At 66.7% G+C, this 14,666-nt stretch carries 12 protein-coding genes and 3 tRNA genes; 4 read left to right on the top strand and 11 right to left on the bottom strand.

Going from position 1 to position 14,666, the window contains the following annotated elements; translation table 11 throughout:
* Positions 1 to 2: 2 nt before the first annotated feature.
* Genes CCR98_RS07380 through CCR98_RS07365 form a run of 4 tightly spaced genes read right to left on the bottom strand, consistent with a single transcriptional unit; the run spans position 3 to position 5,144 of the window.
* Positions 3 to 665: a MotA/TolQ/ExbB proton channel family protein gene (locus tag CCR98_RS07380; protein WP_014036619.1), complete on the bottom strand. Its 663-nt coding sequence runs from the start codon at positions 663 to 665 to the stop codon at positions 3 to 5.
* 3 nt (positions 666 to 668) lie between these two features.
* Positions 669 to 3,068, bottom strand: coding sequence for a DNA internalization-related competence protein ComEC/Rec2 (locus CCR98_RS07375; RefSeq protein WP_087922082.1), 2,400 nt, complete (start codon positions 3,066 to 3,068; stop codon positions 669 to 671).
* Between the two features lie 59 nt (positions 3,069 to 3,127).
* Positions 3,128 to 4,471 carry a HAMP domain-containing sensor histidine kinase gene (locus tag CCR98_RS07370; protein WP_087922081.1) on the bottom strand — a complete coding sequence of 448 codons (1,344 nt, stop codon included), beginning with the start codon at positions 4,469 to 4,471 and terminating at the stop codon, positions 3,128 to 3,130.
* A 1-nt stretch (position 4,472) separates the two neighbouring features.
* Positions 4,473 to 5,144, bottom strand: coding sequence for a response regulator transcription factor (locus tag CCR98_RS07365; RefSeq protein WP_005415973.1), 672 nt, complete (start codon positions 5,142 to 5,144; stop codon positions 4,473 to 4,475).
* 145 nt (positions 5,145 to 5,289) lie between these two features.
* On the opposite strand from CCR98_RS07365, the gene CCR98_RS07360 reads away from it, so the two are divergent.
* Both CCR98_RS07360 and CCR98_RS07355 read left to right on the top strand, forming a co-directional pair.
* Positions 5,290 to 6,057, top strand: coding sequence for a MipA/OmpV family protein (locus tag CCR98_RS07360; RefSeq protein ID WP_087922080.1), 768 nt, complete (start codon positions 5,290 to 5,292; stop codon positions 6,055 to 6,057).
* Between the two features lie 29 nt (positions 6,058 to 6,086).
* Positions 6,087 to 6,371, top strand: a complete 285-nt coding sequence (locus tag CCR98_RS07355; protein ID WP_087922079.1) for a hypothetical protein — start codon at positions 6,087 to 6,089, stop codon at positions 6,369 to 6,371.
* A 101-nt stretch (positions 6,372 to 6,472) separates the two neighbouring features.
* On the opposite strand, the gene CCR98_RS21185 is transcribed toward CCR98_RS07355, so the two are convergent.
* On the bottom strand, positions 6,473 to 6,613 hold the full coding sequence (locus CCR98_RS21185; RefSeq protein ID WP_198361067.1) for a hypothetical protein: 141 nt from the start codon (positions 6,611 to 6,613) through the stop codon (positions 6,473 to 6,475).
* 182 nt (positions 6,614 to 6,795) lie between these two features.
* Between CCR98_RS21185 and CCR98_RS07350 the strand changes: the two genes are divergently transcribed.
* A complete protein-coding gene (locus tag CCR98_RS07350; protein WP_087922078.1) occupies positions 6,796 to 7,098 on the top strand; it encodes a hypothetical protein in 303 nt (100 codons plus the stop codon).
* Positions 7,099 to 7,229: 131 nt separating this feature from the next.
* Here CCR98_RS07350 and CCR98_RS07345 read toward each other — a convergent pair.
* From CCR98_RS07345 to uvrB, 3 genes are all read right to left on the bottom strand, one after another.
* Positions 7,230 to 7,304: transfer RNA gene (locus tag CCR98_RS07345), tRNA-Val, on the bottom strand.
* Positions 7,305 to 7,402: 98 nt separating this feature from the next.
* Positions 7,403 to 7,477, bottom strand: a tRNA-Val gene (locus CCR98_RS07340).
* Between the two features lie 106 nt (positions 7,478 to 7,583).
* A complete protein-coding gene (uvrB, locus tag CCR98_RS07335; protein ID WP_087922077.1) occupies positions 7,584 to 9,608 on the bottom strand; it encodes an excinuclease ABC subunit UvrB in 2,025 nt (674 codons plus the stop codon).
* A 128-nt stretch (positions 9,609 to 9,736) separates the two neighbouring features.
* On the opposite strand from uvrB, the gene CCR98_RS07330 reads away from it, so the two are divergent.
* Positions 9,737 to 10,282, top strand: coding sequence for a GspH/FimT family pseudopilin (locus tag CCR98_RS07330; RefSeq protein WP_087922076.1), 546 nt, complete (start codon positions 9,737 to 9,739; stop codon positions 10,280 to 10,282).
* Positions 10,283 to 10,334: 52 nt separating this feature from the next.
* Here CCR98_RS07330 and CCR98_RS07325 read toward each other — a convergent pair.
* The 3 genes from CCR98_RS07325 to CCR98_RS07315 form a co-directional block, all read right to left on the bottom strand.
* A tRNA-Asn gene (locus CCR98_RS07325) sits at positions 10,335 to 10,411 on the bottom strand.
* A 47-nt stretch (positions 10,412 to 10,458) separates the two neighbouring features.
* The gene (locus tag CCR98_RS07320) at positions 10,459 to 10,866 is read right to left on the bottom strand and encodes a type IV pilin protein (protein ID WP_087922075.1); all 408 of its coding nucleotides are present in this window, start codon (positions 10,864 to 10,866) and stop codon (positions 10,459 to 10,461) included.
* Between the two features lie 24 nt (positions 10,867 to 10,890).
* Complete coding sequence (locus CCR98_RS07315; RefSeq protein WP_087922074.1) at positions 10,891 to 14,658, bottom strand: PilC/PilY family type IV pilus protein; 3,768 nt, start codon at positions 14,656 to 14,658, stop codon at positions 10,891 to 10,893.
* Between the last annotated feature and the right edge of the window lie 8 nt (positions 14,659 to 14,666).

Below are 14,666 nucleotides of genomic sequence, written 5' to 3'. Positions count from 1 at the left end.
GATCAGGCCTTCGCCGTGGCGGCGTTGGCCGGGCGAGCCGACGGGGACGGGTTCATCACCCCCGGGCGGCCGTCGAGCGTGTCCAGCAGGGCGCTGGCTTCCTGCTCCATCTCCACCACGTAGCCGTGGATGCGGCCTTTGAAGTAGCGGTGGAACATCAGTGCCGGGATGGCCACGATCATGCCGGTGGCGGTGCACACCAGGGCCTTGCCGATACCGCCGGCCAGCTGGTTCACATCACCCACGCCATGGTCGAGGATGCCCAGGAACATCTGGATCATGCCGATCACGGTACCCAGCAGGCCCAGCAGCGGGCCGGCCGATGCAATGGTGCCCAGCGCGTTGAGGAAACGCTCCATGCGGTGCACCAGATGGCGGCCGGTATCCTCGATGCGCTCGCGGATCTGGTCGCGCGGGCGGTTGCGGGCTTCCAGCGCGGCCGCCAGCAGCGCGCCCAATGGCGAGTTGGCACGCAGGGTCTGCAGGTGCGCCGGGTCAAGCTTGCCGCGGGCGGCCCAGTTCCGCACTTCCTGGCCGAGGCCGGGCGGCAGCACCTCCGTTCGCCGGAGGGACCAGAAACGCTCCAGGATGATCGCCAAAGCCAGTACGCCCAACAGCAGCAGCGGCACCATCGGCCAGCCACCGGCCTTGACCAGTTCCCACACGTTTCAACCCTCCGGCCCAACGGCCGCTTGTTCGATCGGCGATAGGATAGCAGCCGACCGCGCCCGCCCAGCGGCATCCCACCACCGGGATGCATGGATACGCTGTTCACGCAGCTGCAGCCCTTGTGCGCCAAGCCATACGCGGATCGCACCAGACTCCACGGTGGACACCACCTCGGCCCCCTGCGCCTGCCAGCGCTGGACCACCTCCTGGCGCGGGTGGCCGAAACGGTTCTGGTGCCCGGCCGAGACCAGGGCCAGCCGGGGTGACACCGCCGCCACCCAGAGCGCGCTGGAGCTGCCGCCGCTGCCATGGTGCGGCACCAGCACCACATCCGCCTTCAGCGCCGCCGGAGACGCCCGCAACAGCGCCTGTTCGGCCGGACGGCCGATGTCCCCCGGCAGCAGGACCACGCCATGGGCGCTGGCCACGCGCAACACGCAGCTGTCCTCGTTTTCGGCCCGCTGGCTGCCGGCATCGGGGTGTAGCACCAGGAAATCGACGCCGTCCCAGTGCCAGCGCAGGCCGCGCTGGCAACGCCCGGCCCCGGCGATCGTACTGCCCGGCGGCGCCAGCAGCGGCAGCCCCGGCAACTGAAGACGCAGGCTCGGCAGGTTGCCCGCATGATCGAGATCATCGTGGCTTAGCAGCACCCGCTCGGGCGGAGCCTGGCCCAACGCCCGCAGTGACGGAACCAGGATCCGCTCACTGCCCTCGCCCCCGCTCGGCGGCCCCACGTCATACCAGAGCGCATGCCGCGCGGTACGCAACAACACCGCCGTACCCTGGCCGACGTCATGCACCAGCAGCTCCAGCTCCCCCTCCGCCGGTCGCTCACGTTGCGGCCACAGCAGCGGCAGGCACAGCAGCAGGCCGGCCAGCCCGCCCCCGGCACCACGCGGCAGCAGCCACCAGAACACGCCCAGCAGCGCCGCCGGCACGGCCCAGGCCGGCGCCTCGGCCAACCACCACATCGCCCGAGGATGCGCCGCCAACGGCTGCAGCGCCTGCCAGCTGATCTCGAACAACCACGCCGCCGCACACCACGCCCAGCGCCCAGCCCCCTCATGCAGCACCTGCAGCGCCGTGCCCAGCAGCGACAGTGGCACCACCAGCAGGGTCCACCAGGGAATGACCGGCAGGTTCACCAGCGGCCCCAGCCAGGCGGTGCCACCAAACAGCGCGATGCCCAGCGGCAACAGGCCGACGCTGGCTACGCCCTGTGCAGCCAGGAACCCGCGCAGGCTGGCGACGATGCCGCGCGGACGCCCCTGCGGCAGGCACCACACCAGCCACAGCACGCCACCGAAGCTGAGCCAGAAACCCGCTGACAGCACCGACAGGGGAGCCGGCAACAGCAGCGCCAGTGCCGCCAACGCAAGCCCCTGCACGGCACCGAGCGGGCGCCGCCCGCTGCGCGCCAGTGCGATCAATCCGATCATCATCGCCGTGCGCACGGTCGGCAACTCGCCGCCGGCCAGCACCGCATAGCCTGCTGCGGCCAGGGCCGCGGCGCAGGCCGCCGCCTGCGGACGTGGCCAACGGCAGGCCAGCAGGGGGCACAGCCACCACAGCCCCCGGCACAGCAGCGCCCCCAGCCCCGCCACCACCCCGACATGGAACCCGGAAATGGCCACCAGATGGGTCAGTCCCAGCGCCCGCAACTGATCCCAGTCACTGTCGGACAGGCCACGCGTATCGCCCAATGCCAACGCCTGCACGAAGCGCGCGGCCGGATGGGCCACCTGCGCGGCGATGGCGGCACTGGTGCGCTCACGCCATGCGGGCAGGCCATGTGCGGCCTGCAACTCACGCGCGCTGGCTGGCGCCCGTACTGTCCCACTGCCGGACACGCCCCGCAGCAACGCATGGCGCTCACCGTCGAAACCACCGGGATTGATCCGCGAACGGGGTGCCCGCACGCGCAGGGCCAGATGCCACTGCGCACCGGCCCGGACCTGGTGCCGCCCAGGTCCGGAGTCGGTGGCAGCGCGGGCATGCCAAGCATCGTTCCAGGTGACCTGCAGGCGTTTGCCACGCAGTGATGGCAGGTCGGTGCTCTCATTGACCTGCAGCAGGAAGCGGGTGTGCGCGGCGCCGTGATCCGGCAGATCGATGACCCGGCCACTGACCACCACATTCCGTGGCGGCTGGCCCGGTGGAAGCTGCTCCTGTAGCCCCCAATGCCCGTGCACCGCCGTCCAGCCAACACCGAACAGCACGACCGCAGGCAGACGCCCGCGCCAGCGCAGCCCCCACCCTGCGCTGCCGAGCACGATCATCAGCGTGCAGGCCCACAGCGGCGGCAGCAGCGGCAGCTGCACGCAGGCCAGCGCTCCCAGCGTCAGCGCTGCAGCGGCGCCACTGCCCAGCAAGGGAGACGGGGAGCGCTCATCGGCCATGCCGCCAGCCTGCCGCCGCCGGCAGCAGGTTGCCTATCGGGACTTGCCCCGCAGCTGCGTCAGCGTCGAACGCTGCCGCGATGGAAGTTGACCCGGAAGCTCGCGCCACCACCCGAGGCCTCGCCGACACCGACCGAGCCACCGTGGTGCTGCACGATTTCCTTCACCAGGTGCAGGCCGAGGCCACTGCCACTGCCCGCCGCGCGCAGGCGATGGAACGGCTCGAAGATCGCCTCACGGTCGCCCACCGGGATGCCAGCGCCCTGGTCGCTGACTTCCAGCAACCCGCGCGTATCCAACCGCACGCAGATGGTGCCACGGCCACCGCCATGCACGATCGCGTTGTGTACCAGGTTGGCGATCACCCGCCCCAGCGCCAGGCTGTCACCGTGGATCCACACCGGCGCTTCCGGCGCATCCACTTCGAAGCCATAACCGGCGCCAACCACCAACGGCGCCAGGTCCGCTGCTGCTTCACGCACCAGCAGGGCCAGGTCCAGCCGCTGCAATGCACCCACGTTGCGGTCGAGACGCTGCAGGTCGAGCAGGTGCTCGGCAACATTGCCCAGCCGCGCCACGTCGGTCAGCAGCTGCGATTTCAGCTCGCCCTGCGGCAGCTGCGACAGGCGCGCCTGCACCACGGCGATCGGCACGCGCAGCTCGTGCGCGGCGTCGGCGAGGAACTTGTCGCGCGCAGCATAGCCCTGCTGCACCTTGTCGATGGCGTCGTTGAACGCTTCCACCAGCGGTGCCACTTCCGTGGAGACCAGCTGCGCATCCAGGCGTGCACCGGGCTGGCCGATGTCCAGTTCCTTGGCTTGCTGCGCGGAACGGCGCACGCCTCGCATCGCACGGTGGATCACGGTCGGCATCACCAGCAGGGTGACGACGATCAGTGGCAGGAAGAACCATAGGCCGATCAGGCGCAACACCATCAGCGCGCCATCCAGCAGCCCGCCCTTCGGTGCACCACCGACCATCACCGTGATGCGGCGCCCATCCTCGTTGCGGATCATCACCCGTGCCACGTCCAGATAGGGCGGTACCAGCGAACCCAGTTCGGTGGCGCCCACAGTCGGCAGTCGCGCAAGCAGCGGCGCGTGGATTGCCGGAATGGTGCCGCGCTCCAGCCACATGCCCTTGTCGTCCACAGCGGCGAACCAGAGATTGCCGCCGGCGTTGGCATCGAGCTTGTCCCAGCGCGCCTGGTCCAGCACCAGGCGGCCGCCTTCGCTGTGCACCGCCTTGGCCACGGCCTCGGCAACGAACATGTCCATGCCCCAGGAGTCCTTGTCCCCCCATGTCAGGATCAGCGCAACCACCGCGAACAGCACGGTAAAGGCCTGCGCCAGGAACAGGCGCCAGGCCAGGCCAAGGGTGATCGAACGGATTGGACGGGCCATCTCAGGCCTCCGCCAGCAGGTAGCCGACGCCCCGGATCACGTGGATCTCCACGCCGGCCCCGGCCTGCTGCAGCGCCTTGCGCAGCTTGGAGATGTGCGCGTCGAGCGCATTGGACTGGATCTCATCGTCGAACCCGTACACCGCAGCCTCCAGCGCACTGCGGGTGACCGTGCGCCCCTGCCGCATCGCCAACGCCTGCAGCACCAGCACCTGCCGCCGTGGCAATGCCAGTGGCTGGCCCTCCACCTGTGCCTGCAGCGATTCAAAATCGAACTCGAGCCGCCCCAGCCGCAGGCTTGGCGTCACCATCGCCGAAGGCCTGCGCGATACGGCGCGGATGCGTGCCATCAGTTCCTCGATCGCCACCGGCTTGACCAGATAGTCATCGGCGCCGACGTCCAGGCCTTCGACCTTGTCCGACAGCGTGCCCTTGGCGGTCAGCATGATCACCGCCAGGTTCGGCCGCAGCGCACGCGCCGTCGCGACGAATCCGGCGCCATCGCCATCGGGCAGCTGACGGTCGAGCAGCAGCAGCTGGTGCACCGGTTCGCGCAATGCGAGCGCGGCCTCGGCAAGACTGCCGACCACGTCGGCGACCACGCCCTGCCGCTCCAGGCCCGATTGCAGGGCGCGGGACAGATCAGGATCGTCTTCGACCAGGAGGATGCGCATCAGGAACTCGTCTACCGGAAACGCTGCCGATCATAGTGCCTGGCACCATGGTTTTGCGTCCATGCGTGCCGATCGCGCGGGCGCAATGTTCTGACAATGTTGCCCCGTCACCATGCGCAGCCATCCCCCGCAAAGTGGCTGATCGATGCCGTCGTTGTCCCCGACCCTGCTGCGCCCGCTGCTGTTCACCGCTACCCTCGGCGTGCCGTTGCTCGCCCACGCTGCCGAGAACAACCCGGGCGTGCAGGCCGGCATCAGCGCTGGCGCGACCTCCGGTGCGTACGCGCACTATGACGTCAAACCGCTGGTGGTACCGGCCATTGCCTGGCAGGGCGACCGCTTCTTCGCCAGCCCCGGCTCGCTGGGCATGTACCTCTACAAGGGCCAGGGGTTGCGCCTGTCGGCGGCGGTCACGCCCTACACGCTGCGCTTCAAGACCGACGACGTGAACGATGCTCAGCTGCGCCGCCTGCACAGCCGGCAGATGTCAGCCATGGCGGGCATCAACGGTGAGTACAGTGCCGACTGGGGCATGGTCGAGGCCAGCGTGATGCGGGAAGTGACCGGCCATGGCGGTGGCTTCGAGTCGCGCCTGCATTACAGCTATCCGATCCAGGCGGGTCGCTTCACCTGGGTGCCGCGGGCGGGTGTGGTGCACTCCAGTGCACGGCTGCTCGATTACTACTACGGCATAAGTGACGAAGAGGCACTGCGCTCGGGCCTTGCCGCCTACCGCCCGGGCAGTACCACGTCACCAAGCCTGCAGATCGCGGTCAGCACGCCGCTGGGCACGAAATGGCGCGCCACCGGCGTGGTGGCCAACCAGTGGTTCGGCAATGCAGTGAAGGACAGCCCAATGGCACGACGTGGCACGCAGACGTCGGCCTTCATTTCCCTGATGCGCTCGTTCTGAGCGAGCGCCCTCTACGGACAAGGACCCCCATGGCCTCCGCCTCCCCCACCGCAGAAGCCCACGCGATCCTGCGTGCACCGGACCTGGACAGCGCAGAGCGCGCCTATCTGGGACTGATGCCCGACCTTGAACATGTGAACGCACTGGCCCGCCGTGCAGTGGGCCTGTCACGCGTTGCGGATGCGGCACGCGGCTATGCGTTGTCGATGACCCTGGTTGGACTGCGCCTGCAGGAACTGGAGATGGGCGAGCCGACGGCCCGGGAACATCGCCAGGCAACCCTGCGCAGCCTGCGCCAGGCCTTCAGCGCCTGACGGCACACGCACGGACACTGCTGCCGCGCCCTTGCGGTGGCAGCGGGATTCATCGCGTCAGCAGGGCCCGCGACCAGGCAGGTCCGGCGCGGCAGCGTCGCTCAGCGCAGCGTGGTCCACGCCAGCAGCGCGCACAGGACCGCCACCCAGATCACTGCCTTGAACGTGCCTTCCAGCATGTTGCCGCCGAACAGGCGCTCCAGTAACGGATTGGGCCTGGACACCGGGACGTGATCACTCATGCGGCAGCTCCTTGCAGTAATGGCGCAGTTGCGCAGTAGCCCCGAGTCTACGCCTGCGCGGCCCGGATTCATCGGCGCCTGCCCGCCTTTGGCGACGCAATCCCCGCCTTCGTCGCAGGCCGGCTGCGGTGCCCGGCCGGCCATGCCAGCCTGCATGCACTTTCCCGCTGGAGCACCGTGCCATGCCGATGCTTGCCCTGATCCTGCTGTTCTCCAGCCTGTTCGGCGACGGCAGCGGGCCCACCGAGGATGCGCTGCGCAGCCAGATCCTGCACACCGAGGGGCCGCAGGACACGCATGAAGCGCTGCCCCTGCAGCTCTATCACCTGCGCCAGGACCGCGTACTGCGCCTGGGCAGCCAGCAACCGGCAGGCGACCATGGCGGCAGCCCTCACGCTGCGCTGCCCCGGGTACGCGTGGCGCAGCTCTGGGAGCGCGTCGACGGCGATTGGCGGATCCAGCGTTCGATCACCATCACCCGCTGATTTCACGCCACTGAACCGGTAGGGATGCGGCTTCGCGGGAATGCCGGGGCACTGTCCCCGGAACGAAAAAAGCCGGCCACGGGGCCGGCTTTCATCGTGTCCACCGCTACACCGGCAACGCCGGGAGCAGGTGGTGGGCGGTACAGGGTTCGAACCTGTGACCCCTACCATGTCAAGGTAGTGCTCTACCGCTGAGCTAACCGCCCATCTTGTTCTTGCCGCCCGAAGGCTGGCCTTGTTACGTAAAAACCCGGCGCCAGGGCCGGGCTTTGCAGTTCACGACAGCCCTTTTGCGAGGACTTCGTGGTGGGCGGTACAGGGTTCGAACCTGTGACCCCTACCATGTCAAGGTAGTGCTCTACCGCTGAGCTAACCGCCCGTTTTGCTTCTGCATTTCCGCGATTACGTCGGTGCAGGCCGCGTATATTACGGATGCCGGCAGGGAAGCGCAACACTTTTGTGAAGATGATGCTGCGCTGCCGCGTTCAGCCCAGGCTGGCTTCCTTCAGCTGCCGGATCTGGTCACGCACGCGCGCGGCATCCTCGAATTCCAGGTCCTTGGCGTGCTGGTACATCTGCTGTTCCAGCGCCTTGAGACGAACGCCCAGTTGCGCTGGCGACAGCGAACGATAGTCGGCCGCCTCTTCGGCCACGCCCGCCCGGCCCTTGCCCTTGCCCTTCTTCGCCTCCTTCTCCGCAGCATCCGAACGCGCGCCCTCGAGGACATCGACGATCGGGCGCGCCACCGAGCGTGGCACGATGCCATGTTCCGCGTTGTACTCGACCTGCTTGGCGCGGCGACGGTCAGTTTCATCGATCGCCGCCTGCATCGAACGGGTGATCCTGTCGGCATACAGGATCGCCTTGCCACGCACGTTGCGGGCAGCGCGGCCGATGGTCTGGATCAGTGAGCCGGTGGAACGCAGGAAGCCCTCCTTGTCGGCGTCGAGGATCGCCACCAGCGACACCTCGGGCATGTCCAGGCCTTCGCGCAGCAGGTTGATGCCGACCAGCACATCGAACTTGCCCAGGCGCAGGTCACGGATGATCTCCACGCGCTCGACGGTGTCCACGTCCGAGTGCAGGTAGCGCACGCGGATGCCATGCTCGGTCAGGTATTCGGTGAGGTTCTCGGCCATGCGCTTGGTCAGCGTGGTGACCAGCACGCGATCACCCGCCTTGATGCGCTCGTTGGCCTCGCTCATCAGGTCGTCGACCTGGGTCCCCACCGGGCGGATCTCCACCACCGGGTCGATCAGGCCGGTCGGGCGCACCACCAGCTCGGTGATCTCGTCACCGGCCTCGCGGTACTCATACGGGCCCGGCGTGGCCGACACGTAGATGCTGCGCGGGCAGCGCTCTTCCCATTCCTCGAAACGCAGCGGACGATTGTCCAGCGCCGACGGCAGGCGGAAGCCGAACTCGACCAGGGTTTCCTTGCGTGACCGGTCACCCTTGAACATGGCGCCGATCTGCGGAATGGTCACATGCGATTCGTCGATCACCAGCAGCGCATCGGCCGGCAGGTAGTCGAACAGGGTCGGCGGCGGCTCGCCGGCGTTCTTGCCGGTCAGGTGCCGTGAGTAGTTCTCGATGCCATTGCAGTAGCCGACCTCGGCCATCATCTCCAGGTCGAACTGGGTGCGCTGCGCCAGGCGCTGCGCCTCCACCAGCTTGTTCTGCGCGTACAGCTGCTCCAGCCGCTCCTTCAGCTCCACCTTGATCGTCTCGATCGCCGCCAGCACGCGTTCGCGCGTGGTCGCATAGTGGGTCTTCGGATACACGGTGAAGCGTTGCATGTTGCGCAGCGTCTCGCCGGTGAGCGGATCGAACAGGGTGATCTTCTCGACCTCGCCATCAAACAGTTCAAGGCGCAGCGCCTCGCTGTCCGACTCGGCCGGGAACACGTCGATCACTTCGCCGCGCACGCGGAAAGTACCGCGCTGCAGTTCGTACTCGTTGCGCGTGTACTGAAGCTGGGTCAGGTGGTTGATCAGGTCGCGCTGGTCGATGCGCTCGCCCCTGGACAGGATCAGGCGCAGCGACAGGTAGTCTTCCGGTGCACCCAGGCCATAGATCGCCGACACCGTCGCCACGACGATCGCATCCGGGCGCGACAGCAGGGTCTTGGTCGCGGCCAGGCGCATCTGCTCGATGTGCTCGTTGATCGAACTGTCCTTCTCGATGAAGGTGTCCGACGACGGCACGTAGGCTTCCGGCTGGTAGTAGTCGTAGTAGCTGACGAAATACTCCACCGCGTTGTGCGGGAAGAACGCCTTGAACTCGCCATACAGCTGCGCCGCCAGCGTCTTGTTCGGCGCCATGATCAGCGTCGGCTTCTGCACGTTCTGGATGACGTTGGCGATGGTGTAGGTCTTGCCCGAGCCGGTCACGCCGAGCAGGGTCTGCTTGGCGATGCCGGCCTCGAAGTTGCTGGTCAGCTTCGCGATGGCATCGGGCTGGTCGCCCGCCGGCGAGTACGGCGAGACAAGTTCAAAACTGTCGCTCATGGTGTTGCCAGTTCCCGGGAAGGATGAGTATACGGGGCGAGGGGTGACGGCCGGCTGAGGGGTCGCCGGGCAGCCCGCCACGGGGATTCCCGATGGCGGTCGCCCAGCCCGGCGCGGAGGCTGGATGCATGTACCCGACCCATGCCCCCTGTCCCCTCGGCCCCCGCTCTGCGCGGGGCGTGCACCTGACCGAACTGCTGGTGGTCATCGCCGTGCTGGCGGTGCTGCTGGCCGCGACCTGGCCGGCGATGCAGCCCCTGCTGCTGCGGCACCGCGCCGACGCGCTGCAGCTGACCCTGCACGCCAGCCTGTCCGGCGCGCGCAGCGAGGCAGTGCGCAGGCGCGAGCTGATCGGCCTCTGCGCCAGTGTCGACGGCCTGCGCTGCAGCGACGACTGGAGCGCAGGCTGGATCATCTACCGCAGTGGCGACCAGCGCAGGGAGCCGGCATCGCCGGAGGCGATCCTGAGCCATCACACCGGGCGCTCGGACGTCTCGATCCATGCCCAGGCCAGCAGTGGGCGCCCGCAGCTGTTCTTCCAGGCAGATGGACGCAGCCCGGGGGCCAACCTGACCCTGCGCATCTGCGCGGGCAACCGGCTGCACGGTGCGCTGATCGTCAACAATGGCGGCCGCGCCCGCAGTGAGCGCGTGGACCACGACACACCCTGCTGAATGCTTGCGCAGAAAAGCAAAAGCCGCGATTTCTCGCGGCTTTTGCAGTATCTGGCGCCCGAAGTTGGACTCGAACCAACGACCCCCTGATTAACAGTCAAGTGCTCTAACCGGCTGAGCTATTCGGGCGGGGAGGCGCATTGTACTGGCCGATTACAGGAAGATCAACACCTGTTTCACCAGCAGCTGGCGACGCCACCGTCGGCCGTCTTGCGGTTGGCCTGGTCCACGCTCATCGTGCCGCAGCTGTCCTTGGCCTGCGTGCCCTGCGGGGTGGCGGTGATGGTGAAGCTCGTGCCATCGCCCTTGTAGTCCAGGTTGTAGCGCGCGGTACCGCCATCGCGCGGCGACACCTTGGTCGGCAATGCGTAGCCGGTGTAGGAGTTGTTGCTGGTGTGGTAGCGCTCGGCACGCTGTGCGTACTCGGCCAGGTCCGCCTTCACCACGGCACGATGCGATCGACGCACGTACTCCTGATAGGACGGAATGGCGATCGCCGCCAGGATGCCGATGACGATCACCACGATCATCAATTCGATCAGCGTGAAGCCAGCCGCGCGGCGAGGCATGGGAGTGTGCAACATGAGCGTGAATCCTCGCACTTGGGTTTACTGGAGCTGGCGCCAGGACTGGCGACCGCACGGGTAAGGCAGATACAGCGCCTGGCTGCCCGCCGCGCCGACGGCCATCCAGCAGGTGCTGCCTCCGGGCGGCGCCTTGTTGTCCGTCGGACGTGGCAGCACCGACAACGAGACGTCACGCACCGGCGCGGTTCCTCCAGTCTTCAACGCAATGGCCGCTGTGCTGGAGCCGGGCCGGCTACCGGTGGGCGAGCCATAACGCACGTTCTCCAGCATCGGCAGGCCGCTGATCGACGACAACCCGAACAACCAGTTCGACCCGCTGGTCGAGCACCCCACCGACTGCATGTTGGGCACGTAGGTCGGCATGAAGACGATGCCACTGACCAGGATCGGATTGCCAACGGCGCGCTCGCCGTTGCCGGCAGGCAGCCGGATCATCCAGCCGCGGGCGTTGGCCGGGGCCGTTCCCGCCGTGATCTTGCGTTCATCGACGCCCGCAGTGGCGGCTGCTGCCGTGTACGGAACGAGGTTGGCAGCGGTCACCGTCGAGGTCACCGTCTTGCCGGACAGATCGTTCACGGCGTACAGCGCCTGCTGCGCCTTGTCATCCTTGTCGCTGGTGAAGGAGAAGCTGCCAGTGCCGAAATAGAGCATCACGCCGCCCGAAGGACCGGTGGCAGCGGTCATGCCACCGGTGATCGGCTGGCGATAGGTCTTGTTGGAGGAGTCCTGGGCCGCCTGGCTGGTGAACATCGGCACGGTCAGCGTGGTATTCGCACTGCTGGTCAGGTCGAACTTCCACACGGCACCCCGCTGATCGGCGGCATAGACGGTGTCGGCCAGCCCATCACGGCCGCGCGCATCCTGGTTGGTGCCGGTCCAGCGATCGACGACGACCACATTGCCCAAGCCATTATCCCCGGAGATACCGGCACCCGAAGTGCCCTCGACCGCTTCGATCATCCGGATGTCGCCGTTGGCCATGTCGACCACGAACAGCACTGCCTTGCCGTTGGCGCTGCCGTAGCCATTGCCGAAGATCGCCTTCCAGGCCACGCCGGTACCACTCTTCACCGGCACGATCACCGGCTTGCCGAGCACGAAACCGATGTTGTTGCGCACCTCGTCCCTCAGCGACGAGTTGATGTCGCTGATTTCCCACAGCACGTTGCCAGTGCCGAAGCTGCCAGGTGCAGTGACATCCAGCGCGAACACCGAACGGCCACCGGCACCAGTGGTACCCACCAGGCTGGTCTGCCAGGCGGTACCGTTGTAGGTATCGGACACGGCAACTGGACCATCGACATAGTAACGATGGCGGAACGTCTGATCGGCCGTATCGGATTTGTAGGGGAACAGCAGGTTGGCCATGTGGCCCAGCGCAGTGGCCGGGATGTAGGCAAAGCTCTCGGTGCCGCCGGTACCGTCCTGCTTGGCATCCGCCTTCATGCCGCCATCGAAGGCGTGCAGCATGCCGTCATTGGCGCCGACATAGACCATGTACCGCTGCGACTTGGCCTTGGTGGCCAGGTAGTCGGTATAGCTCTTGGCATAGGTGCCACCGAGCTGGCGGTAACCGTAATCGTCCAGCGGCGAGCTGACCACCGGCGCCGAATTGACGATGTCACCCAGCGGCGTGGTCCGGTCACGGTACTTGCCGCCGTTGCGGACCTCGGTCGAGCTGTCGGCACTGAGATAGTTGATGGCACTGGCCAGGTCGGCCTTGATCGTCGTCAGCTTGTCGGTGGAGCAGACCAGCATCGACGCGTACTTGCCGTCAGGCTTGCTGCACAGATCCTGCAGGCTGATACGGGCACTGTTGAAGTCCACCGGCGAACCCAGCTTGTTGGCCACGATCCGGCGGCCGGACGACGTCAGGCGGCTGGAGGCTTCCCACACCTCGGTGAGCTCCGCGACCTGGTCGGCGTTGACCTTGACGCTGGCCGCGCTCAGCTTGCTCGACCAGTCGGTGCCACTGTTGGTGATGTCATAGCGCGGAGTGACCGCCAGTGAGCCGGTGCCGATGCGCGCACCACTGATACCGATCGTGCCTGAAGGCGACGCACCACCACTGATCGAGGACAGCACCCGACGCATGGCCTCGGTGACGTCCGCCGGGGTCTGCGCGTTGATGAATTCGCCACGGCTGTTCACGGCCGCATGCCACAGCTCATCGATGACGGTACCGTCATCGACATCCAGCGGATTGCCATTGCCGGCCCAGTTCGGCGGCGTCTTGTACGGATCGGCGGTTGCGGCCTGGTTGACACCGTAGATCTTGCCCTGCGCGCCCAGGGTCACGCCGTAGAAGTTCATGTGCAGGTCGGTCTGGCAGTCCAGGCGCTTCCAGTCCGGGCTGCTCTTGTCCAGCGAGCTGCACTTATCACTGACCGGCACCTGCCCCGCCGGGAAGCTGGTGCCGGTGCGCAGGGGGGTACGGGCGCCGGCATAAGCCGCCGCAGCGATGTCGGCGATGGTATTGCTGTAGCCGTCGGAGAACGGAATGGACGGCAGGTGGGTCGAGTTCACCGAGTCGGCATCACCGAAGGAGGCGCTCGGTGCATTGCCGGAGTTGGTGTAGCCGTCCGTGAACAGCATGCCGCCATTACGCTGGCAGGCCAGCTGCACGGGGGCATCTGCATCGGTACGGCGGAACTGGTCGACCAGGTACTCCACCGCACGCCGGTTCGGCGTGCCGCCATTACCGGTCAGCGTATAGATCTGCTTGTAGAGGTCGGCACGATTGGTGACCATGTCATACATGGTCGCATTGCTGAGCTTGTTGATGGTGAAGTAGCCCACGCGCATCGTATCCACGCTCACCAGTGCAGCGGTCGAGGAACCGACGATGGCCAGCACGCGGTTGCGGTGATACTGGAACCAGTTGGAGAAATTCTGGATCGCGGCGTTGTACGCGGCCGGGCTCGAGTAGTTGCCCGACTTGATCTGGTAGCGGCGCAGGTTGCAGCCCGGGCCACAGGCACCGGTGATCACCGGGCGACTGGCGTCGTCGGTCTTGTATCCGTCCGGTGCAGGCGCTGCGGCCGGCAGGTAGAAGGTCGCCGGGAAATAGCTGATGGAATACGTGGTACTGCCGGTGTTGCTGATCGCGGCGGTCTTCCACCCACCATCCCACCAGCTGTCGACATAGTATTCATTGCCGGTACCAGAAAGGTCGGGAATCCGCATACCGTTGACGAACTGGAACTTCTCCGACGTCTCGGCACGGTTGACGGTCATGTTGTACACGGCTTTGTAGCCGCGCTGATCGGACCGTGGATCAGCGCGGGTCTGGGTGATCGACGCGTTCGGCCACAGCGTGCCATCGGCGTTGGTCCACGGCCGATAGGTCACTGCCGGGTTGAAGTAACTGGCGTTGTAGACATGCGAACGCGCGAAACCGTAAATGTCCAGCGGCGGAATGGCGCGACCCGGCGAATACTCCTTGTTGAACTCCGCATGCGGGTACAGGTACAGGTAGCAGTCCACCGAATTGTTGGCGCACGCCGAGCCCACGCTGAAGAAACTTCCATCGTTGTTGAAGAAGCTGTTGGTGTTGCTGTTCCAGCGCATGCGGCCGTCACCACCAGGGAACATGCGCTCGAAGTTCATCGAACCCGAATCGTCCACTGCCATGATGAACGCCGGTGTCGCGCGCGTCTGCACGTTCATCGGCTCCTGTGCCAGCACGCCCTGCGCCTGTGCAGCAAACAGGGTATGCGCCAGATAGCCGCCAGCGGCCAAGACGGCAAGGCCAACGCCTGCCAGGATCCTGCGGTTGCGAGTGTTCATGGGCTCCC

The sequence above is a fragment of the Stenotrophomonas sp. WZN-1 genome, assembly GCF_002192255.1.
GTDB lineage: Bacteria > Pseudomonadota > Gammaproteobacteria > Xanthomonadales > Xanthomonadaceae > Stenotrophomonas.
The sequence above is the reverse complement of the archived record's forward strand: the minus strand, read 5'-3'. Positions and strand labels throughout refer to the sequence as shown.